At 49.3% G+C, this 23,544-nt stretch carries 20 protein-coding genes and 1 pseudogene; all 21 read left to right on the plus strand.

The features are described from left to right. Positions 1-3: 3 nt before the first annotated feature. The 21 genes and pseudogenes from cysC to HYT77_08010 all read left to right on the plus strand — a co-directional run bounded on the left by cysC (position 4) and on the right by HYT77_08010 (position 23,496). Positions 4-543: an adenylyl-sulfate kinase gene (cysC, locus tag HYT77_07910; protein ID MBI2067920.1), complete on the plus strand. Its 540-nt coding sequence runs from the start codon at positions 4-6 to the stop codon at positions 541-543. Beyond that, complete coding sequence (sat, locus tag HYT77_07915; GenBank protein ID MBI2067921.1) at positions 540-1,613, plus strand: sulfate adenylyltransferase; 1,074 nt, start codon at positions 540-542, stop codon at positions 1,611-1,613. Before cysC ends, sat begins: the two co-directional genes overlap by 4 nt. Positions 1,614-1,625: 12 nt before the next feature. Then, on the plus strand, positions 1,626-2,591 hold the full coding sequence (locus HYT77_07920) for a hypothetical protein (GenBank protein ID MBI2067922.1): 966 nt from the start codon (positions 1,626-1,628) through the stop codon (positions 2,589-2,591). Between the two features lie 13 nt (positions 2,592-2,604). Further along, on the plus strand, positions 2,605-4,458 hold the full coding sequence (locus HYT77_07925; GenBank protein ID MBI2067923.1) for a sulfatase-like hydrolase/transferase: 1,854 nt from the start codon (positions 2,605-2,607) through the stop codon (positions 4,456-4,458). Position 4,459: 1 nt separating this feature from the next. Beyond that, positions 4,460-5,893 carry an oligosaccharide flippase family protein gene (locus HYT77_07930; GenBank protein ID MBI2067924.1) on the plus strand — a complete coding sequence of 478 codons (1,434 nt, stop codon included), beginning with the start codon at positions 4,460-4,462 and terminating at the stop codon, positions 5,891-5,893. Positions 5,894-5,973: 80 nt separating this feature from the next. After that, positions 5,974-6,948 (plus strand): GDP-mannose 4,6-dehydratase, encoded by a 975-nt coding sequence (locus HYT77_07935; GenBank protein MBI2067925.1) that lies wholly within the window; start codon positions 5,974-5,976, stop codon positions 6,946-6,948. A gap of 2 nt (positions 6,949-6,950) precedes the next feature. Beyond that, positions 6,951-8,177 (plus strand): hypothetical protein, encoded by a 1,227-nt coding sequence (locus tag HYT77_07940; GenBank protein ID MBI2067926.1) that lies wholly within the window; start codon positions 6,951-6,953, stop codon positions 8,175-8,177. Continuing rightward, positions 8,177-9,304, plus strand: a complete 1,128-nt coding sequence (locus HYT77_07945) for an SDR family NAD(P)-dependent oxidoreductase (protein ID MBI2067927.1) — start codon at positions 8,177-8,179, stop codon at positions 9,302-9,304. Before HYT77_07940 ends, HYT77_07945 begins: the two co-directional genes overlap by 1 nt. Further along, positions 9,294-10,463 (plus strand): glycosyltransferase family 4 protein, encoded by a 1,170-nt coding sequence (locus HYT77_07950; protein MBI2067928.1) that lies wholly within the window; start codon positions 9,294-9,296, stop codon positions 10,461-10,463. Before HYT77_07945 ends, HYT77_07950 begins: the two co-directional genes overlap by 11 nt. A 56-nt stretch (positions 10,464-10,519) precedes the next feature. Then, positions 10,520-11,293: a hypothetical protein gene (locus tag HYT77_07955; GenBank protein ID MBI2067929.1), complete on the plus strand. Its 774-nt coding sequence runs from the start codon at positions 10,520-10,522 to the stop codon at positions 11,291-11,293. Positions 11,294-11,296: 3 nt separating this feature from the next. Then, a complete protein-coding gene (wecB, locus tag HYT77_07960; GenBank protein MBI2067930.1) occupies positions 11,297-12,478 on the plus strand; it encodes a UDP-N-acetylglucosamine 2-epimerase (non-hydrolyzing) in 1,182 nt (393 codons plus the stop codon). 222 nt (positions 12,479-12,700) lie between these two features. Continuing rightward, positions 12,701-13,837, plus strand: coding sequence for a class I SAM-dependent methyltransferase (locus HYT77_07965; protein ID MBI2067931.1), 1,137 nt, complete (start codon positions 12,701-12,703; stop codon positions 13,835-13,837). Positions 13,838-13,846: 9 nt separating this feature from the next. Next, a complete protein-coding gene (locus tag HYT77_07970) occupies positions 13,847-14,440 on the plus strand; it encodes an acyltransferase (protein MBI2067932.1) in 594 nt (197 codons plus the stop codon). Continuing rightward, a pseudogene (gene gmd / locus HYT77_07975) lies at positions 14,385-15,405 on the plus strand (GDP-mannose 4,6-dehydratase). The gene HYT77_07970 and the pseudogene gmd overlap by 56 nt, the downstream one beginning before the upstream one ends. 50 nt (positions 15,406-15,455) lie before the next feature. Next, positions 15,456-16,316, plus strand: coding sequence for an NAD-dependent epimerase/dehydratase family protein (locus HYT77_07980; GenBank protein MBI2067933.1), 861 nt, complete (start codon positions 15,456-15,458; stop codon positions 16,314-16,316). Beyond that, on the plus strand, positions 16,316-17,518 hold the full coding sequence (locus tag HYT77_07985; protein MBI2067934.1) for a glycosyltransferase family 4 protein: 1,203 nt from the start codon (positions 16,316-16,318) through the stop codon (positions 17,516-17,518). The genes HYT77_07980 and HYT77_07985 overlap by 1 nt, the downstream gene beginning before the upstream one ends. Next, positions 17,515-18,069 (plus strand): HAD family hydrolase, encoded by a 555-nt coding sequence (locus HYT77_07990; protein MBI2067935.1) that lies wholly within the window; start codon positions 17,515-17,517, stop codon positions 18,067-18,069. Before HYT77_07985 ends, HYT77_07990 begins: the two co-directional genes overlap by 4 nt. Beyond that, positions 18,066-19,304, plus strand: coding sequence for an O-antigen ligase family protein (locus HYT77_07995; GenBank protein MBI2067936.1), 1,239 nt, complete (start codon positions 18,066-18,068; stop codon positions 19,302-19,304). The genes HYT77_07990 and HYT77_07995 overlap by 4 nt, the downstream gene beginning before the upstream one ends. Further along, complete coding sequence (locus HYT77_08000; protein MBI2067937.1) at positions 19,305-20,405, plus strand: methyltransferase domain-containing protein; 1,101 nt, start codon at positions 19,305-19,307, stop codon at positions 20,403-20,405. A gap of 2 nt (positions 20,406-20,407) precedes the next feature. Further along, entirely contained in the window at positions 20,408-22,297 is a 1,890-nt protein-coding gene (asnB, locus tag HYT77_08005; protein MBI2067938.1) for an asparagine synthase (glutamine-hydrolyzing), read from the plus strand. Continuing rightward, positions 22,294-23,496: a glycosyltransferase gene (locus HYT77_08010; GenBank protein ID MBI2067939.1), complete on the plus strand. Its 1,203-nt coding sequence runs from the start codon at positions 22,294-22,296 to the stop codon at positions 23,494-23,496. Before asnB ends, HYT77_08010 begins: the two co-directional genes overlap by 4 nt. The last annotated feature ends 48 nt before the right edge of the window (positions 23,497-23,544 follow it).

Here is a 23,544-nt window from a genome sequence, read left to right on the forward strand (position 1 = left end):
GAAATGTCTCAAAGGGAAAAACCTGGAACTGTCATTTGGCTCACCGGTCTCTCCGGTTCCGGAAAGACAACCTTGGCCTTCCGTCTCAAGAATGAATTTGAATTACAGAAGTTGCCTGTGGAGGTTTTAGACGGCGATATGGTTCGGGATTTTTTTGAAAATGACTTAGGTTATAGCCGAAAAGAGCGGATTCTGAATGTGAAGCGAATCGCGTTTGCGGCGATGCTCATGGCGCGTCACGGAACCGATGTTATCGTTGCGAATATTGCCCCCTATTATGAGGTCCGTGATTTTATTCGGCGTCACCTGAAGAACTATCTCCAGATTTATGTCAAGGCATTGCCCGAAACAGTACGAAAGAGGGATGTCAAAGGACACTATCGTCGTTTTGAACAGGGGCAGATTCGCGACATGGTCGGGATTGATGATGACTACGATCAGCCACGTCGGCCCGATCTCATTTTAGATACGGATTGTGAAACAATTGATCAGTCGTTGGCAAGACTTGTTGATTTTTGCCGACAAAAGGGAGCTCTGACATGAGGCTGGTTGTCGACCAAGATGCAGAACTAGAACTTGCCAATATTCAAGAAGGGGTCTTTGCCCCTCTTTCCGGTTTTTTTGGGGGAAAGGATTATCGCTCGGTCGTCGATGAGATGCATATCCAAAACGGCTCCCCCTGGACGATACCGGTTACCCTTGATCTGGATGAGGGGGAGGTGAAGAGGGCAACCTCTTCCGGGGTTCTGACGCTCATCCGTCACGATGGGACTGAATTGGGCAAGTTAGAGGTCGAAGATATCTTTCGGGTTGACCTTGAGCACGATCTTCAGAAGGTTTTCGGGACGACCGACCGTCGCCATCCGGGTGTTGATAAAGAGGGGAGTCGTTCTCCTTATCGTGTGGGGGGAAAAGTCCGACCGACAAGGCTGGTGACAAATCATTCGGCCCCTGCTTCCTTCTCTCCTGTCGAAACGAGGAAGATTTTTCGGGAACGTGGTTGGAAGAGTGTGGCCGGATTCCAGACCCGGAATCCGATCCACAAGGCCCACGAATATCTTCAGCGTTTGGCCTTGGAAATGACCGACGGCCTATTCCTTCAACCGTTGATCGGTTGGAAGAAAAGCGGGGATATTGCTCCTGAGGCGGTCGTTGCCTCGTATCGTCGGATGGTGAAAGATTTTTATCCACTGGATCGTGTCTTGTTTGGCACCTTGAGAACACCGATGCGTTACGCCGGTCCCCGCGAGGCGGTCTTCCACGCAATTGTTCGCCGGAATTACGGCTGCACCCATTTTATTGTTGGTCGGGATCATGCGGGTGTTGGCAATTATTACGGCAAATACGAGGCCCAAGATTTTTGTAAAAAATTTCCCGATTTAGGGATAAAGATTCTCGACTTCGCCGGACCTTATTTTTGCGGTGCTTGCGGCCATATTGTGACTGAAAGATCCTGTCCTCATGGTGAGAAGTATGTGGTGCATGTTTCGGGAACGGAAGTTCGGGATCGTCTGCGGCGGGGCGAGAAACCGCCTGTTGAATATATGAGACCAGAGATTGCTGAAGTGTTGTTGGAGATGCAGAAAGAGGGGAAGTTGTTTATTGAGGACTGAGGAGGAGAATCTATGGACTTTCGAGTTATCGTTACCTTGGGCCCCGCCATACAGCACGAATCGACACTGAAGGAGATTCATGCAGTTGGCCCCTGTATTTTTAGAATCAACGGGGCCCACAGCAGTGGGGCGGCAGTTCTGCAACAGGTGAAATTCGTACGCGGCATCCTCCCGACCGCCTCTCTCATGGTCGATTTGCCAGGCAACAAGATCCGGACGGAGTGCTTGAAACAGCCAATTTCTTTGGTGAAGGGGAAGACGATTCGCCTGAACCCTGCTGATCTGAATTTCAAAGAGTTTTATCGTTACGTCAAAGTGGGAGACAAGGTGTATGCGAACGATTCCGTTTATACCCTTGAGATTCATTCGATTGAGGGAGAGACCCTTTATCTACTTTCTCATTCGGATGGAGAGCTCACGAACAACAAAGGGCTTCATGTGCAGGGGATTCATCATCAGATCCCGTTTATTTTTGAAAAAGATATGGAGCTCCTCGAGGCGGGATCGCAATGTGCCATTGATTATATCAGCCTCTCTTTCGTCCGAACTGCCGAAGATATCCGAGAGGTGAAGCGCCTTCTTGCCCGTATGGGGAATCAATCGTCCCGCCTGATTGCGAAGGTGGAGACACTCTCAGCGGTTAAGAATCTGGGACATATCCTGAGGGAGGTCGATGAGATCAACGTTGATCGAGGGGATCTCTCGACGGATGTCGGTCTTTTCGAACTCGCCTCCTATCAGGAACGGATCATTGAGGCGGCGAAGCGGGCCGGCAAAAAAGTTTTTCTGGCGACGCAATTTCTAAAAAACATGGAGAAGTGGCCTATCCCGTTGATCGCCGAGATCATTGACCTTCATAAGACGGTTAAATCGGGGATTCATGGTATTCAACTCTCAGAAGAGACGGCCATTGGAAAGTATCCCGTCGAGTGTGTCAGGAATGTCTTTAAGGTTTATTACAATTCATTTTCGAGTTAACCAAGGATGAATGATGAATAGGGAAATTCTGCGCGATTACTGGGTCGGCGCCGCTTCTGAAGATCGCCGCCTCTTCTATGCCCGCCCCGTGAAGGAATGGCTCAAGTGGAGCTTAAGGCTTATCGAATACCTTCTGGCACGCTACCTGGGGTGGCTCTATCAAATCTTCGTTCATAAAAGGAGACTCGGAAAAGGGGGGAAATACGCCCGTATCAAGGATCAGCGTTTTTTTTCCTGGTATCTGCCGGGTCGGCCTTATTTTGAAATTCAGATAGGCAACGATACCCGTTGCTCGGCGATCCTGGCGGAATCCGATGAATTCTCTTTTGAACGTAAGGTTGATCGTATTTTGGATAGAGACAAAGACCTCCTGTTTGGAATGGCCCCCCTTGTTGGGACCGCCCAGACTGCTTTGGTCAAGAAGTGGAATTGTCGGGTGAAGATCAAAGATCTGACATCAGGAGAGATCCATTCCTGGGAGGAGCGTTTCCCCTTTAACGGACGCTCGGAACGATTTGCCTATTATCCGGGGGATGGTTGGGCGGAGTTTAGGATCTCGCTCACACCTTATGTCGGGCGCAATATCAGGGTCACCATCTCCGGCACTCCTGCCGTTTCCCTCGCAACGCCCCAGTTGATTGCCCGAAAAGAAAAGGCCAGAAATGTCCTTTTGATCAGCTTTGAATCGCTGACTGACTTTCGGTACCTTCGCGAAAGATACGGGAACAGGGTGGGGGAGCTTCCCAATCTGGAACGTTTGTGCGGGGAGAGTGTTGTCTATCCGAAGGTTTATTCACCGACCGATTGCACCCTCTCTTTTGCCGCCTCGATCCTGACCGGGCTCATGCCGAGCCAGCATGGGATAGGGAATTACGCGATCGCCGCCGACAGCTTTGAAAACAGCGTTTATCATCCTGAGCTCCGGACTCTTCCTGGGATGTTCAAGGATCACCGATTCTTGACTTTCTTTGGAGGGACCCAGGTGAGGTTCAGCTCCAAGGTCGGATGGGCCAGGGGATTCGATCACTATTTTCATGTCTTTGATAAGTGGGGGACAAACACTCCCCAGTTTGACTGGCTGACCCGCGCCTTTAGGACTTATAAAGAATACGACAAGTTTTTCTACACGCACATCGATTTTCTGCACGAACCTCTGCTCGCCTTCAACGACCGGGAACGGATGCGCCTTCTCGATCTTCCCCATCTGCAATCAAATCCGGAAGAGGCGTTGGCGAATCTTTACTTTGAGCAGCTGCATGAGCTTGATTTTCAACTCGGGCTTTTCCTCGATTATTTGAAAAACTCGGGCCAATGGGATCAAACAGCGATTGTTATTACGGGGGATCATGGTGGTGGGCTTCATTTTGTGAAACACAGCGAGTTCGCCTTGTTTGAGGAGAGGGTCCGGGTCCCCCTGATTGTCAAATATCCGGACTGGCAGGCCAATCCTCTCGAGAGAAAGCCAATCACCAATTCGATCTCCGAGATTTACCGTGTTTTGCATCATCTCTTAAGCCAGAAACTCCCCGACTATCTCGCGGCATTGCCGCAGTATCAGCCGGAATACTCCCAATATGCGTTTTCAGAGACGATCATGAACCCGAACCGGCAATACAAGCGGTACAATCTGGCCGTCATGAATCACCCCTACAAGTATGTTGTCTGGCGCGAGGTCGACTGGGATCGATTCAAGCCAGAGGCAAAGTCGAAGGAATCTTTGTTCCAGTCGAATGGAGAGACCTATCAGGAGGAGAAGGACCTTTGTCATGATCAGCCGGAGGCGGCTGAAAAATACCGCCAGCTCGCCGAAAAAGTTTTAGAGAAGAATCTCCGGTTTATGGAGAAGTATCCTCCGCAGAAGTATTGATATGAATTCGCGCGAACTCCTGAAATCATCCCTCTTTTACACGGTGGTCCAGTATCTGGTGCTGGGGATCGGATTTGTCCGGGGGCTTTTTACCGCCAAATATCTGGGGCCGGCGTTGATGGGGAGCTACGGTCTGGTCACGCTCATTTTGGAATATCTGCGATTTTCAAATCTGGGGATTTCAAACGCGATGAATCTTGAAGTCTCCGTCAACAAGAACAAGGCGGAAAAGAGCGCCTATGTGCAAAACGTGATCAACAACGCCTTCTCCTACATGGTGGTGATTGCGCTTCTGTTAGGTGCCGTCGCCGTCGTTTTCCATTTTTTTGCACCCGGTTTTGCCGCCGCGGAGTTTTCAAAATACACCTTCGCCATATTTTTTATCGGCATGGTCGGGCAGATCAAGGTCTTTGCGGTTCTTTATGCCCGCCTGTTTGACAAATACCGCTTCATCAATTTGATCGAGCTCGCCTCGGCGGTCGTTTTGTGCCTCCTCGTCGTTTTGTTCATCGCCGATTATCAGTTGAACGCCGTGATCGGCTCAATGATCGCCTCGTCTCTCTTGACCCTTTCTCTTTGCCTTGTTCTCATCCACCGGAAGGTGAGTTTGCACATTGATTGGCGGCTTCTTCGGAAGCTCGCCACGATCGGCATTCCGCTGCTTCTTTGTGTCCTTTTTGAAAAGGTTTTTCAGACCGTCGATCGGATGTTGATTGTCCGGTTCCTGACCCGTGAGGATCTCGGGTTTTTTACGCTCGCCTACACGGTTCTTTCCAATACCCTGGTGGTGTTGAGCTCCTTTACATTTTTGAATTACCCGAAATTTTTGGAAAGATTCAACATGTCCAACTATTCTGGGGAAGCGAGGGATCGGCTTTGGCATGATCTCAAGCGTTACAGCACGGTCTATTCCGGGGTGATTATTGCGATCGCCTTGATCGGCCTGATCCTGGTGGAACCATTTATCAAGATCCTCCTGCCGGCTTATGGGCCGAGCATTGTGATTTACCGGATCCTGATGATCGGTTCCATTTTTGAAATGATCTCCTACTTTGCCGGCGCCTATCTTGTTTCCAACAAATACCAGAATCTTATCCTCTGGATGTTGGCGATTTCTACGCTCACGTCCCTCGTTCTGAATTATTTCGCTATTCACATGGGGTGGGGGCTTGTCGGAATCGCCGTGGCGACCTCGTTTTCGATGAGTCTCTATGCGGCCCTCAAGATTGGATTTGTACTGGCGAAAATCGGCACCTTTTCTTTGCTCCGGCTAACCGATTTTTACAAAAAATATATTTTGCTCTTGGCGTTTGTCATTCCTGTCCTGCTTTGGTTGCCGGCTCACCTTTATCTCGCGATGCCGGTGTTTCTGGTCCTTTATCTCTCCGAGCTCCTAGAAGTGAAGAGAAGGCTTTTGCCTGTTAAAAGTAGATGAATATCCGCAAAATCAAAAAGAGAATTGACTCGGCTACCGATCATGGTATTGGGGCGCTGAAAGAAATTCAATTTTAAATAATGATGGATAAGTTCTGGAAAAACAAGCGGGTCTTGGTAACTGGAGCGGACGGTTTCATTGGATCCCACCTGACGGAGATGCTACTCCGATTAAAGGCGTCCGTTTCTGTCTTCGTCAGGGGTAATTCAATAACAGGGACGACCTGTTACAAGCTTAAAAACATTGTCCATTTGAAAGGCGATTTACGGAAAATTATCACTGGGAATATCGCCTCCCCTGATGCCATTTCCCTTATCAGGGACGATGCTTCTCAAATTATTTTTCACTTGGCGGCGGATGCTTATGTTCCAAACTCCTTTGAACACCCCCTGGAGGTATTTGAGACAAATTTGACGGGAACACTGAACATTCTAACAGCAGCTCAGCAAATCAAAGATATCCAGAGAGTTGTTTGCACCTCCTCGAGTGAAATTTACGGCAGTGCGCAGTACGCGCCGATCGACGAGAAACATCCTCTCTGCCCAACCTCTCCGTACGCCGCTTCCAAGGTTGCTGCCGATCGTGCTTCTTTTTCCTTTTGCAATACCTACTCCCTGCCAATAGCTATCATCCGTCCTTTTAATACCTATGGGCCTCGCCATACCTATGACGTTATACCCAAATTCATATCATTGGCACTGGCTGGGAAAGAGCTCACGGTTGATGGTTCGGGTGAGCAAACGCGCGATTTTACCTATATTGATGATATGGTTCGGGCATTTCTCACTATGGGTTCTCATGCTAAGGCTGTGGGGCAGACGGTTAATTTTGGTACCGGTGTTGATGTCTCTGTCAGAGATGTTGCCGAGAAAATCGTTCGTATCAGTGGATCAAAGTCGAAGATTGTTCACGTTCCAGAACGGCTGGCGCAGGTAAAACAACTTTTGTGTGACTATCGCTTGGCTAAGAGTCTCTTTGATTACCAACCAAGGTTCTCAATTGACGAAGGTTTGCGACTCAACATTGACTGGGCAAAGATTCAAAAGACACATTAGGGATGGAAAGCAAGTCTAATAATCCTGTTACCGTTGAGCTCAACGAAGCTGCTACTTCTGCTTCTGATTGGGTATTGAACTCCAGGATTCAGTCTCTCGATCAACAACCTGATTGTCATGGGGCCTTTTATGCTTGGGTCGATGAAGATGCGGCAGAAGAGAATTTTATTTACCCTGAAATTACAGGTTATGGGATAACTGCTCTACTTTATATTGATTCGTTGCAAAACAAAAAAAAACTTATGCAAAGAGCTTGTTTGGCCGGAGATTGGGTCCTGAATTACGGTTTGCATCGTGACTTTGGAGGAGTACCTCCACGGAATCAATTTTCGCCTCATAAGATCTTGGTTACTTTTGACACGGGTATGGTTCTGTGTGGTTTGTCCCATCTTTTCCAAAGGAGTAAAAAACCCGCGTATCTCAAAGGGGCACGACGTATGGCTGATTTTTTGATCGACCATGGGCAAAAAGGGAATGGCCTCTTTGACGCCTGCTTTGATCTTGTGACTCAACAATGGGTAGATACGCCAGAAAAATGGTCTACTCAAAGTGGTAGCTACCATGCCAAGCTGTCATTAGGTTTTTTGCAGCTCTATCATTTAACAGGTTCCGAAAAATATAGGACGGCCACGGAAAGAATTTGCGATGCCTCATTAAAGCTGCAACTTCCCACCGGACGATTCGTTACCTACCGCAACGATGAGGGGGCAGGACCGAATGCCGGTGCAACACATATGCATCCTCATCTTTATTCTGCGGAAGGTTTGTTGGTGGCTGGCATGATCCTTGACCGGCCTGAATATATTGACAGTGCGGCTCGCGCAGTACAGTGGTCATTAGAGCAGCAGCTGTCCGATGGTGGAGTGCCCTGCTTTGTCAGTTCCGCAGGTGATTGCAATGTCAACCAACGCTCTGACACATTGGCGCAAGTTTTGAGGATGGGTGCGCTCTGTCATGGGGTAGGCGGGTTGCCGGTATCGTGTCTTTCAAGTTTGGCCAGGCTGAAGCTCAAACTTCTTAGCTACCAAAACAGGATTCCAAATCAGCCTGAGAAAGAGAATGGCATGGGTGGTTTCTACTATGGTAAAGAAATCAATGGCATCCGTCGAAATCACGTTAATTTCTGGTGCACGGTATTCGCTTTGCAAGGTCTTGTTGCGTATAGAAACATGGTCTTGGACGGTGTTTTACCTGATCTGGAATACCCTGACATTCGTTACTTAATTTAATGAAAATCCTTGTTACAGGCGGCGTCGGTTTTATCGGCTCTTTTCTTGCGGATGAATTGATTGAAAAAGGGCACGAGGTGGTTCTTTACGACAACCTTGATCCGCAAGTGCATCTCAACGGGAAGATCCCATCCTATTATAATCCAAAGGCCAAGTTCATCTGTGGTGATGTGAGGGATTATGAGAAGTTTCGTGATGTCCTCCTGGATGGCGTGCAGGTCGTCTTTCACTTTGCAGCCGCAGTTGGCATTACTCAGTCTCAATACAGGATCAAGCATTACTGTGACGTTAATCAAGGTGGTACCACCAACCTTTTGGACATTCTGGCCAACCATAAACATCGAGTTTGCAAGATTATTGTCGCTGCCTCCATGAGTAGCTATGGCGAGGGTGTCTGTCGGTGCGAAAGAGATGGCGAAGTCCGTCCGCCTGTTCGAAGTCCAGAGCAGATGGAGAGAGGTGACTGGAATCTTTACTGCCTGCTATGTCATTCCAGAGTCGAAACAATTCCAACGAGAGAAGATGCCGCTTTAAATTGCAATTCAATCTATTCCATTAACAAAATGAATCAGGAACAGTCAGTCCTCAATTTCGGCCGAACTTATGATCTTCCGGCCATTGCCCTTCGTTTTTTCAATGTCTATGGACCACGGCAGTCCTTATCGAATCCCTATACGGGAGTCAGTGCCATCTTCATGAGCAGGATCAAAAACAACAAGTCTCCAATCCTTTACGAAGATGGCCTCCAGACAAGGGATTTTGTCTCCGTCCACGACGTGGTCAAAGCGAACATTCTGGCTCTTGAAAAAGACGAGGGTAATTACCACGTCTTTAATGTCGGCTCCGGCATGCCGACAACTATTCGTAGCGTCGCCGAGAAATTGGCTGAGGCTCTGGGAGTAGATATTTCCCCTGTGGTTTCCGATAAATTCCGTAAGGGTGATGTGAGACATTGTTGTGCTGATATGACCAAAGCGAAAAACCTTCTTGGATTTTATCCCTCTGTCTCATTTGATGATGGGCTGAAGGAGTTAGTGGAGTGGTCGAAGGGTGAGATTGCCGCCGACCTTTTTCATGAGGCGGAGCGGGAAATGGTAGAAAGAGGGCTGGCAGGTCATGAAGAATAGACGGAGGATTGTGCTTGTGAGCCCGGATTACCCCCCTCCCTTGTCTGCGGGGTCAGCGGTTTATTTTTACAATTTGGTAGAAAACGCTACTGAACCAATGGATATTTTGACGGCCCCATTGCCTGCCGGAATGCAGGATGTATCCAGCAGAAGACATGGGGTCATTCATAGTCGATTCCTGGTTCGGGGTAATGATGCGACATCGATTCGTCTCTTTCTTATGTACCTCTACCTTTTTTTCTGGACCTTAAAGATTGGCGTTTGGCGAAGGTATGAGCTTGTCGTTTTTTTTACCAGCGTCATAGGTAATGGATTCTTCTCCGTGCTGTTCCGATTATTGCGTGTCAGGATTATTAGCTTTATCTTGGCAGAAGAAATTCCAATGGCAAGGAAAGCTCCAGGTTTGAAAGGGATGTTAAAGCGTCTTTGTATTAAGGGATACTCCTGGGCGAACGCCTTTATCAGTAATTGCGACTTTGCGACTGCAATCCTGATCAGAATGGGAATTGATTCGAATCGAATCTGCATGATTCCAAGTCCAGTCGCTCACAAAAAAATTTGCTCGGATTTCACCAAACGTCATCTGCGAAGGAATGGGTGCTATGAAATCCTCACGGTGGCGAGATTGGCGAAACATAAGGGAGTTCATCTCATCATCGATGCTCTAGATATTCTGAGAAAAGATATTCCTGATATCCATCTTACGGTTGTCGGTGATGGCACTGAGAAGTGCTCGTTAATGGACCAGGTATCCAGTAAGGGTTTGGAGAGGCATGTCACCTTCACAGGGGCGATATTCGACGATGAAAAGATTTCTCTCCTCTACAACTCCTGCGACCTGTTTGTGCTGGCAAACATCATGCTTAAGAATGGCAATTGCGACGGGACTCCCAATGTTCTCATCGAGGCAAGCGCCCATGGCAAGCCGGTCATTGCGGGGATCGAAGGGGGAACCTCTTCCGCCGTTGTCGATGGAGTCACAGGCTATCTGCTGGATCCCCGTGATATCAGCCTCTTGAGCAAAGTAATGAAGAATCTTCTTCTTGACAGGGAATTGGCGGCGCGCTTGGGGACAAACGGCCGAAGAAAAGTTGAAGAGGAGCATAATCCTGTGAAGGCAGGTCTCCGGTTTTCTACGTTTCTTCGGCAAGTTGCATGAATCCTTCTGTTTGCATTGTTGGTAACTCTGTCTCGCTTTTGGTGTCTCCGCCTCGCATGACACCAGATGAAAAAACTTATGGGGAGAATTTAAGAGATCGTGGTTTTTCCATTATTCATGCGGGCAAGCAAGGGGCAATGGTGAGTGATGTTTATCGGTATCTTGAAGACGAGGCGATAAGGCATTTCCCAGATTATGTCATTCTTCATTTCGGAATTGTGGAGTCTTCATGCCGCGCCCAGCCTCGATGGCTTCAGGGTTTCTTATCGTTAAATGACTGGCAAAACAATATTACCGGTCAAGAATTCAATTCGGGGTGTGCAAGATTGTTCAAAGCGGCGCTACGCAAGGCTTATCGTCAATTGGTAGAAAACTTTTTGTATACGGCAGGACTTTCGTGGAGATGGCTGTCTCCCAAGGATTTCCGAAGTATCTATCTGGATGTGATCCAGAGGCTTCTCCGTCAAACTTCGGTCAGAAAGATACAGTTGATCGGTATTACTCCGGTTACAGAAGGACTTGAACGGCGTCTTCCTGGCACTCGAGCGAGCACCAAGGTCTATAATGCCATTATGGAAGAAATCAGCCGTAAGATCCCCAATACCCTCTATATAGATGTCGATACCCCCGAGTTTTCTTCGCACACCATCGACGGCATCCATTTCACGCCAGCAGGGCATAAACTGCTTGCAGACAAAATCGAAATAAATCTTGCCGGTGATCGGACATCTTACTCCGCCTGGAGCGAAATCAAGCCCTTTCCATTGGGAGACAAGCTGAAGAAATGGACAAAACAAGCAAAACAGCGAAACGGAATTCATAGAGACTAAGATATGCCACTGAAAGTAGTCGTCATTCTTGGAACGCGCCCCGAAGTTATCAAGATGGCCCCCATTGTGTTACGCCTCAAAGAAGATCGTAAATATTTTGAGACACAGGTCTGTGCAACTGCTCAGCACCGAGAGATGCTCGACCAGGTCCTCCATTTTTTCGGAATCCGGCCTGATATCGATCTGAACCTGATGAAACCTGATCAGACTCTAGCCTCCCTCACGGAAGATGTGATGCGGGAGCTGACAAATGTGATGGTAAAGATTAAGCCGGATCTTGTTCTCGTTCAAGGGGACACAACGACGACGTTTGTCGGAGCTCTAACATCCTTCTACCAAAAAATTCCTGTCGGACATATCGAAGCTGGTCTTAGGACCGACCATCTGTCTGCTCCCTTCCCTGAGGAAGCTTATCGAAGATTAGTGAGCGTTCTAACGACACTTCATTTTGCACCGACGGAGAGGGCGGCTCAGGCCCTACTTCGTGAGGGAGTTTCGAGGGCTTCAATTCATGTAACTGGAAATACCGGTGTTGATGCCCTCCTCGAGGGACTTCATCGGATTGAATCTGATCCCCCGTTCTTTGATAGACTTCAAAAGTGGTTTCACAATTATGTCGACCCCTCAGGTTTCCTCAAACATTCTGGACGACTTGTTGTCATCACTGGGCATCGCCGTGAAAATTTTGGCGAGGGATTCAAATCGATTTGCGCGGCCATCCGTACCCTTTCACGGGAGTTTGCTAGGGATTACTTTGTTTATCCAGTTCACTTAAACCCTAATGTCAAGGGGCCAGTCTATCAATACTTGAGAGAGATTCCCAACGTTCGCTTGATTGAACCGGTTGACTATCCTCAAATGTTGTATCTTATGCAAAAGAGCTGTTTGATCTTGACTGACTCCGGTGGAATTCAAGAGGAGGCACCTACCTTGAAGATTCCAGTACTCATCATGAGGGAAAAGACCGAACGGCCGGAGGGAATCGAATGGGGCTGCACTCATCTGGTTGGAACCTCCGAAGAAGTTATCGTGAAGAAGGCGGCTGCTTTTCTCACCTCTCAGGAAATTTTCCGGAGAAACTCATCAGGTAACCCCTATGGTGATGGTAAGGCGGCAGACCGGGTTAAGCAGGCAATTCTATTTTGGGCAGGTATCACACACCAGCGTCCGGCTGAATTTCTTTGAGATCTGCCCTCGGGTAACGGTTCTCGATTCAGGCTGGAAGGATCCGATCTCGTTGGGGAAATGGTTTGTCTGTGACAAGAGGAGGCCAGAACCAAATTGACAAGCGCGCAATGGAGAAAATTAATTGCTACTGTCTATAGTTTCCTCATCAAGAGAAAATTCTGTTCGTTCGGAAGGCTGTCGCGCATTGAGTTCCCCTCGGCAATGAATTTTCCCTCTTCAATGATGATTGGAGACCGCGTGTTGGTTCGGGAGCATGCTTATTTTAATTGTGCTCCGAGCGGGAAGGGACCGACCCTCGTCATCGGCAACGGCAGCTATATAGGACGTTTCTCTCATTTTAATGCCTATGAATCGGTGATCCTTGAAGAGGATGTGCTCATTTCAGACCGTGTTTTTATTTCCGATGCGCATCACAATTATAGCGATCCTGAGAAACCCATCATTCGCCAAGGGCTTACACGGGCACAACCTGTTCGCCTTAAGCAGGGTTGCTGGATCGGTGTGGGGGCTGTCATTATGCCCGGAGTTACCATAGGTCAAAATGCTATTGTGGCTGCCAACGCTGTAGTCACAAGAGACCTTCCGAAGAAGAGGTCATGGGGCTTGGTGCCTCATCAGTCCGACATGACCTACACGGAAGAGAACAACCAGCTCCTTGATCCTCCCTTGGCGGGTGTATCGACGATTGCACCGGACTGTTGCAGTGCTGCAACGGTCCGGGGTGTTCTTCAGGTGATCGACTCCCTCTCCGAGGAGCGGTTTTTGAGCTATGTCAAAAACTACTACCGGAAAGGTCTGGAGAAGTTCGGGGACAAATGGGTTTATGCTGATATTAACACCGTTCTTTACGGGATCTGCAAAAACATCCGGATACAATCCTACCTGGAAATCGGTGTTCGCAGGGGCCGTAGCATGGCGATTGTTGCTTCGCTCCGGCCTGAATGTCGGATCGCCGGCTTTGATCTCTGGCTTCCAAATTATTGGGATCAGGAAAGCCCCGGAAAAGAGTTCGTCCAGAAAGAACTTAAAAAAGTTGGTTACCGTGGCGAATTGGTATTCATGGACGGAAATTCTAGAAAGACGGTTCCCGAATATTTTAAGAAGAATCCGGAAGCTTACTTCGATCTCATTACAGTGGATGGTGATCATTCCGTGGGTGGAGCCAGAGTCGATATTCGTAATGTGATCCCTCGCCTCAAAATTGGTGGGGTTCTAGTCTTTGATGATATTACGAACCCATGGCATCCTTATCTAAGTCGAGTTTGGGACAAAATGGTGGTTTGCAACCCAAGGTTTGCTGCCTACTCCTTTAAGGAGTTGGGACTTGGTGTTGGTTTCGCCGTTCGGAGGTATTAAATCGCTTTAATGCTACTCAAGATAATTCATAGGCTTTATAGCTGGTGGTTGAAACTGTGGTTGGGACGCTTCGGGAGAAAATCAACCATTAATTTCCCGGCGACCATCGATTTTCCAAAGGTGGTTCACATTGGGAATAAAGTGTGGATTCGGGAGCATGCTTGGTTGAACTGTGACGGGCGCTTTAACAATTCTCCCAGACTGATGGTCGGTGACGGCAGTTATATTGGGAGATTCGTTCATATCAATGCCTATGATTCTGTAGTCTTGGAGGAGTCAGTTCTGGTTTCGGACCGCGTTTATATTACAGACGTCCATCATCGCTACCATGAGTCACAGACTCCTATCATGGAGCAGGGGGTTATGAAACCCCGGCCAGTAAGGCTCAAAAGGGGTTGCTGGATCGGTGTGGGGGCTGTCATTATGCCCGGAGTTACCATAGGTCAAAATGCTATTGTGGCTGCCAACGCTGTAGTCACAAGAGACCTTCCGCTCGCGGTGTTCCGGCTAGAAATTATGACAAGAAAGCAGGAGACGATTAATGGTTATGAAAAAGGCTATCATCACAGGAATCACAGGGCAGGACGGTTCGTACCTCGCTGAGTTGCTACTGGAGAAAGGGTATCGGGTTCATGGGTTGGTTCGAAGAACCTCTACTTTTAATCGGCAACGTCTCAAAAAAATTCATCAAGACTATGAGCATCGATTACCGAATTTTTCGATGCATTATGGAGACATGACCGATTCGAGCAGCCTTATTGACTTAGTGAAAAAGGTTGAGCCAGACGAGATCTATAATTTGGCGGCACAAAGTCATGTACAGGTTTCCTTCGAGATTCCAGAATATACAGCCCAGTCCGATGCCTTAGGCGTTCTTCGTCTTCTCGAGGTCATCCGCACCTACTCGCCAAAAAGCCGCTTGTATCAGGCCTCTACCAGCGAATTGTATGGTAACGTTGCCGAAGTTCCTCAGAACGAGAAGACCCCTTTCCATCCCAGCAGTCCCTATGCGGTTGCCAAGCTTTATGCTTACTGGATTATTCGAAACTACCGCGGGTATTCTTTTTAACCACGAAAGCCCGAGACGTGGAGAAACATTCGTGACTCGAAAGATTGTGCATCAGCTCTGTAAAATCAAACAAGGGAAAGCGGATGTTCTTTATTTGGGAAATCTTAATGCAAAGAGAGACTGGGGTTATGCCCCCGAGTATGTCGATGCGATGTGGTTGATGTTGCAGCAGTCGGTACCTGACGATTACGTGATTGCTACGGGAGAGAGCCATTCCGTACGTGAGTTTGTCGAGGAGACGGCTCGTTTACTCCAATTTGACATCGTCTGGTCCGGTTCTGGAGTAGAGGAAGTTGGATCTGATCGCTCTTCCGGTAAGGAATTGGTTAAGATTGATCCTCGGCATTATCGTCCTACCGATGTTGTTCATTTGTGTGGGGATGCTAAAAAGGTCGAGAAATTGATCGGATGGAAGCCTAAAGTCCACTATAAAGAGTTAGTGAAAATCATGGTTGAATCTGAAATGGCCGCATTGGAATCAGACAGAGAAGATACCTAGTGTCAGGAAAAGCAGTTATTACCGGAGCTTCGGGTTTCATTGGGAGGTTGTTGTCCAGAAGGTTAGAGGATCGTGGTTACAGGGTCACCCGTGTTATCAGGCCGGGTGGGTCTAAAGTGTCTGATGCCGCTGTTTATGAAGCGGACATTCGAAGACCTGGAGTGCTCAACACGGTACTCGATGATGGGGTGACGCTCTTTCATATGGCAGCTCAGGCAGATATTAGGAAATCGGTCGACCGGCCTCGTGCCGATTATGAGGTGAATCTGTCTGGATTTTTTGAGGTTCTGGAATCGACGCGACAATGTCACGCCCGAATCGTCTTCCCCTCTACAGGCTCTGTATTTGATAGAACAAGCCCATTGCCTCTTTCAGAGATGTCGAGGATGCGTCCGAACTCCCCTTATGCAGCGGCCAAATTAGCGGGTGAGGCCTACTGTTCAGCTTACTGGAGGAGTTACGGTCTGGATACCCGGGTGGCTCGTATCTTTAGCATTTATGGAGAGGGACTGCAGCGATTTGCCGTTTATGATCTCACTCGAAAGATCATGCAAAATCCACAGCGTGTAGAACTTAGGGGGGACGGCATGCAGATTCGTGATTATTTACATATTGAGGATGTTGTTGAAGGGCTGATTACTATTGCAGAGAACGGTCGGCCCGGGGAGGATTATAACCTGGCCAGTGGAGTGCCGGTTCGGATTGCCGACTTGGCTACGGAGATTGGTCACTTGTTGGGGTATTCGGATTTGGCTCTCATGCCGGATGGGGAGATACCACAAGGTGAGAACCCAGCTTGGTATGCCGATATCACTAAGATTCGTGATATCGGATTTAAGCCGCGGATTGCCTTGTCGGAAGGACTAAGAAATACAGTGAGATGGATTCAAAAACAATCAGAGGTGGCCTGATGGTGCAAAAACGCTTTTTATTGATTAGTCCCGATTTCGCCCCTCCCTTAGTGGGCGGCGGAGTCGTCTGGATCTACAATCTCGTCCAAAATTGTCCTGAAGAGTTTGATGTGCTGACAGCGAGCCTTCCCAAAAATCAGACGGAAATGATTGGATTAAGACCGCGGTTGATTCGGAAGAACTGGATCGCCACCTCTAACAATCCCCCCCGCCTCCGGCTAATGGCGTCTTACCTTGGCATGATGGGTTGGCTTATTTTGCAGAGACTGCTCGGTCGTTATGATACCGTTGTCGTTAATATGTGTGTTTTCGGAAATAGCCTTTTTATCCTCACTGGCAAACTCCTTGGACTCAAAGTGATCGGTGTTGCCTTTGCCGAGGAAATTACCACACCCCTCTACGGAAAAATCTGGAAAGACCGTATCCATTATTTCCTGTTGAAGCATATTTATAAGATGGCGACCGGTTTTTTTTCCGTCTGCGATTTTTGCCGTCGTCTTTTGATAGAAGTGGGTGTCTCTTCATCTGTGATTGATGTGATTCCTCCTTGTATTGATTCCACAAGGATTGTGCGGCAGAAGAAGGAGAGAAGCCCGGGCTACAAAGTGCTGAGCGTAGGACGTCTCATTGAACGAAAGGGATTTCATGATCTGGTGGGGGCGATGCATCGCTTGAAACCCGACCTCCCCCAGATCCATTTGACCATTGTGGGTGATGGACTGATGAAGCCGATTCTGGAGCAAGAAATTTCAAGGCTTAATCTCCATGAAAGCGTTCTCCTCGCCGGTAAAGCGGCCGATCAGGAACTTGCGGACCTTTACCAACAGAGTGATCTTTTTGTCTTGGCCCACCGGATGCTCGCGAATGGGGACACAGAGGGAGCTCCCACGACCTTTTGCGAGGCGTCCGCCGCCGGTCTTCCGGTGATTGGGGGAACCGGTGGAGGGGCGGATACGATGATTGAAGAGGGGGTGAACGGCTACATTGTCGATACGGAAAATATTGAGGAGCTTAGCGACAAGATTCGGTATTTGTTGCTCCATCCGGAGATTGCCCGGGCGATGGGAGAGGCGGGGCGTCGAAAGGTCGAACGGGACCATCTACCGGCACGGGTCGGAGTGATGTTGTCGGAAACACTGCGGCGGTTGACGGCGGAGAAAACGGTTGTGGAGCAGTCATCGAAAGAGGCCGATGCGGCATGAAGCGTGATGTTCAAAGGGCGGTTTTTCTCGATCGTGACGGGACGATCAACGTCGATCGAGGCTATGTTTATCGGATCGATCAATTTGAATTTATCCCTGGCGCGGTGGAGGCGATGCGGCGCCTCACGGAGAACCAGATTGCCATCTATATCGTGACCAATCAGGCCGGCATCGGACTGGGGTTGTATACCGAAGAGGATTTTTGGGGACTCACGCGGCATATGTTGGGAACTCTGGCGCAAAACGGCGTTCGTGTGGAGCAGGTCTTTTTCTGCCCCCATCACCCCGAGGCGACCCTTGAGCAATACCGGCAAAAGTGTGGTTGCCGGAAACCGGAGACGGGGCTCTTTGAAGCGGTGCTGAAGGAGTATCCGAAAGAACGGTTGACACTGGTCGGTGACAAAAAGAGCGACATTGAGGCGGGGCAACGGCTCGGGATCCGGACCTATCTGGTGGAGACCGGCTACGGGGCAGAACATAAGAATCAGGTCCGTGCCGATTTTGTCGCGCCCGATCTAAAGACGGCAGTGGATCATCTCTTAAGGGTATGAACCGTATCATCACGGAAAAAAGGGTTCCGTTTTTCTCCTTTGTCAACCTGATCTTTCTGGGTTTTGCTGTGACCCTACCACTCTGGGTTTTTCAGAAGGACATTCCGGGTGTCGGCCTCAATCTTTTTTTGTTGGGCACTCTGCCTGTTTACATCCTTGGCCCTTTCCTGCTGCTTAACAAGCGTATTTGGCTCTTTCACAAGGGAATTCTAGTGTTCTTTGTGGCCATGCATGGGCTATACATTAATCCGAATGTCGTTGTTGAGTTTTCGATGAACTTTGTTGTTCAGCTCGTGGCCTGTTTGGTTTTCTACGTTGTATTCGTGAATGCGATCGACAGCATTGATTTATACAGCCGCATCATAAAGGTTATGCTTCTTGCCACCTTCGTTATTACTGCCTATTTGATCTATCTCTACTGGTTCGTTTGGCACAGCTCCTATCTCAATACGATTCTCAACACAGAGGATCTCTATTATTCCGGGAGATTGGGGAAAAACACACTCTCCTTTTTCCTGGCTTTGCTCTTCCCTTTTTCCTATTCTCTCTTCGCGCAGAAAAAAACTCCTCTCAATTTTCTTGTGCTGCTGGTTCTGGGGATCGGCATTTTTTATACCCTCTCTCGCATGGCGCTTTTAAGCATGTTTTTTGTGGTAATCGCCCTCCCCCTTTTTTCCCTACAACGACGACGCTATCTTTTTTTGAGCCTCGTGTTGTTGGGGCTTGTGGGCGTCATAAGATTTCATTACAACTTCACGGGCGATGATTACATGAAGTTGAGGGATGCCCGTTATGAAGAACACGTTCGTACGAGGGGAGGGGAGGGGTTTAAGGGCGGGGGCGGACATAGAGAGCGTCTCCTGACTCAGGGGGTTAAAGAATTTCTCCAGCATCCCTTGTGGGGAGGCGGCGCAGATTCGTACAGGTTCAATGTCGGTTCCGCAAGTCACAACGACTATATTCAGATCCTCTCCGAATTCGGGCTGTTTGGTTTTCTCCTTTTTATATTGATTTTTGCCCTTCATTTTTTGGAACTGATACGATTGCGGAAACGTATCGAGGAAAGACATAGATGGCTCTGTGACGCCCAGCTTGTGGCTCTTTTAAATCTCGCCTTCATGTTAAACGCGATTAATGCCTATAATGTCATCCCGTTCTGGTTTATCTGGGCTGGATGCGGTGTCATGATTAAAATCATGAGTCAAAGGCAACCGGCGGTCGTTGTCCAACCTTAAATGATCCAGGAACTTTTAAAAATTATGGCCTGTCCCGAATGCTCCGGTGAGCTCCGTCTTGCCGTTGAAAGAGGGAATTTGGCCCTGATCGAAAACGGTTCACTCACTTGTCAAATATGCCTCGCTGTTTTCCTGATCCGGGATGACATTCCGTTCTTCAAACCTCAGGTTTCTCACGCCGGCGTCAGGAACCAGCAAGAGACTTATTCCACTTGGTGGGACGATTATCATGACGAGCAATCGATTGTTGATGAGGCTCATCGGCCATTTTTCTACAACAGTCTGAGGATTCAGGCAGAGGAGTTTGAGGGGAAGGTCGTTTTAGATGGTGGCTGCGGAAACGGACGCTTTTCCTATGTGGTGAGTCACTATCGTCCCAAACTTCTGATCTCTTTTGATATCAGCTCCGGTCTTCTGCATGCGAAGCGGACGATTACCGCGAGGTGCCCTGAGGCCCGCGTTGCCTACGTTCAGGGGGATCTCACACGTCCCCCGTTCAAGAAGTCGGTATTTGACATCGTTTTCAGCTGGGGTGTCACGCATCATACACCTGACACGGCCCAAACCGTCTCCACGCTCTCTTCACTCGTTCGTCCGGGCGGGCTGATGGGAGTTTATGTCTATGAGTTTCACCCCCTCTACGGCTTCAACCGGCAATCGCTCTCACTGCTTGCCTATCTTCGAAGCCTTTTTCTGATTCGTCCGCTTAGGTTTTTCTGCTCAAGACTTTCCGCTCGTATTGTGCAGATGATCTTCACGCCGATTTACTATCTCGAGAGGTTCTTTGATTTTGGCGTGGTTGGATGTCATGGCTCTGCAGAGGATAAATGGAATCGGGAGAGATACCGGCGTGTCGTGATCGACCGGTTTAAGACCCGCTACGCGTCGGAACATCAGTTGGAAGAAGTGATCGGTTGGTTTCGTCAAAGCGGTTTCAATGAGCTTCGTGTCGGTTCTCATCCCAAGGTATCGGTTTCCGGGGTCAAAATGCCGGACGGCTCTTCCTTGCCGCTGGAGATCAAGCTTTATACCCAGGGCGAGACAGATCCAACCGTTGCGAAATATCTCGAGAACGATCGTTTTTGGAAGACAGGTTCCTGATTATGTGCGGTTTTGTCGCGATTTATGATTCCTTGGCACGCCGGACTGTTTCCCTTCCGACGATCCGGAAGATGTGTGATCTGATCGAACATCGTGGGCCCGATCACTTTGGACAGTATGAGGGCGCTCATCTAGCGATCGGATTTCGGAGGCTTTCGATCATCGATCTTTCTGCCGAGGCGAACCAGCCGATGGTGAAGGGGGATCTTGTGATCTCCTTCAACGGGGAGATTTACAATTACCGCGAACTGCGGAAGGAATTGGAGGCAGAAGGGGTCTTCTTCAAGACGCAATCGGATACGGAGGTGATCCTCGAGGCGTATAAGAAGTGGGGCGTCGATTCCCTTCGGCGTTTTAACGGGATGTTTTCGCTCCTTCTTTGGAACCGATCGACAAAATCCCTTTTTGTCGCGCGCGATCGTTTAGGGGTGAAACCTCTTTTTTATGCGAGGCATAATGGCAGGCATCTGTTCGCCTCCGATATCAAGTCCCTTTGGGAACTGATGCCGCCGGCCAACCACCTGAATACGGCGGCGCTGAAGAGTTTCTTTGGCCACAGCTATGTCAACGATGACCAGACGCCGACGGCCGGGGTCGAGCGGTTTCCGGCCGCCCACTCTCTGGTGATCGAAAACGGTCAGGAAAAGTGGGAACGGTACTGGGATCTGAACAATGCCGCCTCCTCCCCTCTGTCATTCGAAGAGGCTGTCGAAAAGACGGAAACCATTCTTGAGGAGGCGGTTGGTATCCGTCTCCGGAGCGACGTGCCGCTCGGCTGTTTCCTGAGCGGCGGGGTCGATTCTTCTCTGATCACGGCATTAACCTCAAAAAAACTGGACCGTCGTTTTCATACCTATTCAATCGGATTTGATGAGGCTCGGAGTGATGAATCTCCGTATGCAAAGAGGGTTTCCGAACAATATGGAACCGATCATCATCACTTGCAATTGAATCAGTCTTGTTTGGAAGAACTCCCGAAGATAGTCTGGTATTATTCCGAACCTTTTGGTGATGCCTCGGCGGTCCCGACCTGGTTTGTCTCGCGGGAGGCGAGGCGCAATCTTACTGTCGTTCTCACCGGGGATGGGGGGGACGAGGCGTTTGGGGGGTATGTCGATCCGTTTACCGTTTATCTGGGTCAAGGTTACCGGCGGCTCCCCGTTTTTTTAAGAAGGGGGCTTGCAGGGTTGTCGGGATTGACGCGGCTGGAAAGGTGGGGGGCGATCGGACGCCGGTTCCGCCGTTTCAATGAACTCTCTTTTGCCTCCCCCGAAGAGATTGCGATCGCCCTGAAGGACGGGAGTTGGGGATCAACGCCGGGGATCTTTTCACAAAACGGGTACGATCATCGCTCCTCCATTCTGAAACACCTGCGGTCCTGTCGGAGTGACGATTCGGTCCGTTGCCTGCTTTATGCCGACATTCAGGATCGACTCTCCCATGATTTTCTGGTGAAGGTCGATATGGGGACGATGGCCCATTCCCTCGAGGCCCGTTCTCCCTTTCTTGATTATCGTCTGATGGAACTTGGCTATTCCCTGCGTCATTCCGTTCGTTACCATCGGTGGCAGAGAAAGGCGGTCTTGAAGACGATTGCACGAAAATATATCGATCGTGATATTGTGGATCGTCGGAAGATGGGGTTTTCGATCCCGCAAGCGAAATGGCTTCGTCAGTGGTGGCCGACGGTGAGGAAAATCATTGACCGTTCTTCTTCTCTGGATAATTTTATCGGCCGAAAAAGATTGTCTCCCGTCTTCGCCGAGTTTGAGAAGGGGAGGGGAGACCATGCCAACCGGATCTGGCTGCTCCTCTGGTACCAAATTTGGGACGGTCTCTTCATTTCAGGAGTGTTCCGGGCCGATCAGAAATTAAGCGAAATTGTGCGATGAAAATCCTGCACATTGGTCCTGTCAAAAATAGCGTAGCAGAGCCGGATTACGATCCCGGCTTCGACGTATTTCCAGGCCTGGGTGTCGATGGGCCGTCGCGGAGCATCCTCGGTCTTGCTCGTGCCCTTTCAAATGCCGGTATTGAGACAGGTGTCCTGCCGACCAAGGCGTTTACAAAACCATCGGGGCTGAATGGTAGCGTTGAATTTCTGACCCCCTACACCGGTCGCAAACACAACTTTTTTATTCGTGCTGGTCGATGGTTACGACAGATCGAGGCGGAATTTGGCCGGCCCGATCTGGTGAATTTTCACGATGTGTACGATCTTTTTTCCGTAGTCCTTGCCTCGGCAATGAAGAAGGAGGGATGGTCCTATATCGTAACCCCGAGAGGTGGGCTCCGCCTTTTTGCTCAGAGGAGGGATAGCTACAAGAAGAAGGTTGCCAATCCGCTTTTTTTCAGGCGCTACCTGAGAAATGCGCGTTTCATCCATGCCTTGGCCGACCAGGAGGCAGAAGAGGTCCGTCTCTTTGATCGGTCGCTCAAGACAATCGTTGTTCCGAACGGGATCCCGTCAGAGTTCCTTTCGTTTGCCGCGAAACTTCCGGGAGGTCCTTCAAATGGTCATGAGAAGCGCGAGAAGAGGATTGTCGGTTTTATCGGGCAAATCTTTGTCGCTATCAAGGGGATTGACCTGATGCTCGCCGCAATCCGGAAATTCCAGACCCTCCGAAACGATCTCAAGTTCGTGTTTGTGGGTCCCATCCCGACCGCGATGGATCAACACTGGGTGCAAAAAATGAGGGGGGAACTTCCCCATGCTAACGACGTCGCGTTCATTGGTCCGAAATACGGCCGTGAGAAATGGGCCGCTCTCAACAGTTTCGATGTCTTTGCCCTGCCGTCTCGAACAGAGGGGATGCCGGTCGTCGGTTTGGAGGCAATGGCCTTCGGCAAACCGTGTCTTTTCTCCAAAGGCTCAAACATGGCTGAGGTGATCCGGGAGGCCGAAGGGGGTTGGGATTGCGGGGACGGAGCCGAAACCATTTATGAGCGGCTTTTGGAGGTCGCCCGGACTCCCGACGCACAGCTTCAAAAATACGGAAACAATGCACGGCGCTATGTGGCTGAACATTTTACCTGGGACAAGGTTGTTCGGTCCTATATCGCGATGGCCGAGAGGAGTCTTTCTTGTTGAGAGAAGGTTGGATAAAACTGAGGTCGTGGCGTTGCGGGCCTCGATCTC

It is taken from the genome of Deltaproteobacteria bacterium (genome assembly GCA_016180855.1).
Taxonomy (GTDB): domain Bacteria; phylum UBA10199; class UBA10199; order JACPAL01; family JACPAL01; genus JACPAL01.

What these genes read in the sequence shown, in the direction of transcription:
- HYT77_07955 (MBI2067929.1), top strand. Translation starts at nt 10,520, where the DNA reads ATGACACCAGATGAAAAAACTTATGGGGAGAATTTAAGAGATCGTGGT.
- sat (MBI2067921.1), top strand. Translation starts at nt 540, where the DNA reads ATGAGGCTGGTTGTCGACCAAGATGCAGAACTAGAACTTGCCAATATT.
- HYT77_07995 (MBI2067936.1), top strand. Translation starts at nt 18,066, where the DNA reads ATGAACCGTATCATCACGGAAAAAAGGGTTCCGTTTTTCTCCTTTGTC.
- HYT77_07950 (MBI2067928.1), top strand. Translation starts at nt 9,294, where the DNA reads ATGAAGAATAGACGGAGGATTGTGCTTGTGAGCCCGGATTACCCCCCT.
- wecB (MBI2067930.1), top strand. Translation starts at nt 11,297, where the DNA reads ATGCCACTGAAAGTAGTCGTCATTCTTGGAACGCGCCCCGAAGTTATC.
- HYT77_07925 (MBI2067923.1), top strand. Translation starts at nt 2,605, where the DNA reads ATGAATAGGGAAATTCTGCGCGATTACTGGGTCGGCGCCGCTTCTGAA.
- HYT77_07935 (MBI2067925.1), top strand. Translation starts at nt 5,974, where the DNA reads ATGATGGATAAGTTCTGGAAAAACAAGCGGGTCTTGGTAACTGGAGCG.
- HYT77_07970 (MBI2067932.1), top strand. Translation starts at nt 13,847, where the DNA reads ATGCTACTCAAGATAATTCATAGGCTTTATAGCTGGTGGTTGAAACTG.
- HYT77_07990 (MBI2067935.1), top strand. Translation starts at nt 17,515, where the DNA reads ATGAAGCGTGATGTTCAAAGGGCGGTTTTTCTCGATCGTGACGGGACG.
- asnB (MBI2067938.1), top strand. Translation starts at nt 20,408, where the DNA reads ATGTGCGGTTTTGTCGCGATTTATGATTCCTTGGCACGCCGGACTGTT.
- HYT77_07965 (MBI2067931.1), top strand. Translation starts at nt 12,701, where the DNA reads ATGATGATTGGAGACCGCGTGTTGGTTCGGGAGCATGCTTATTTTAAT.
- HYT77_07985 (MBI2067934.1), top strand. Translation starts at nt 16,316, where the DNA reads ATGGTGCAAAAACGCTTTTTATTGATTAGTCCCGATTTCGCCCCTCCC.
- HYT77_07940 (MBI2067926.1), top strand. Translation starts at nt 6,951, where the DNA reads ATGGAAAGCAAGTCTAATAATCCTGTTACCGTTGAGCTCAACGAAGCT.
- cysC (MBI2067920.1), top strand. Translation starts at nt 4, where the DNA reads ATGTCTCAAAGGGAAAAACCTGGAACTGTCATTTGGCTCACCGGTCTC.
- HYT77_07930 (MBI2067924.1), top strand. Translation starts at nt 4,460, where the DNA reads ATGAATTCGCGCGAACTCCTGAAATCATCCCTCTTTTACACGGTGGTC.
- HYT77_07945 (MBI2067927.1), top strand. Translation starts at nt 8,177, where the DNA reads ATGAAAATCCTTGTTACAGGCGGCGTCGGTTTTATCGGCTCTTTTCTT.
- HYT77_08000 (MBI2067937.1), top strand. Translation starts at nt 19,305, where the DNA reads ATGATCCAGGAACTTTTAAAAATTATGGCCTGTCCCGAATGCTCCGGT.
- HYT77_08010 (MBI2067939.1), top strand. Translation starts at nt 22,294, where the DNA reads ATGAAAATCCTGCACATTGGTCCTGTCAAAAATAGCGTAGCAGAGCCG.
- HYT77_07920 (MBI2067922.1), top strand. Translation starts at nt 1,626, where the DNA reads ATGGACTTTCGAGTTATCGTTACCTTGGGCCCCGCCATACAGCACGAA.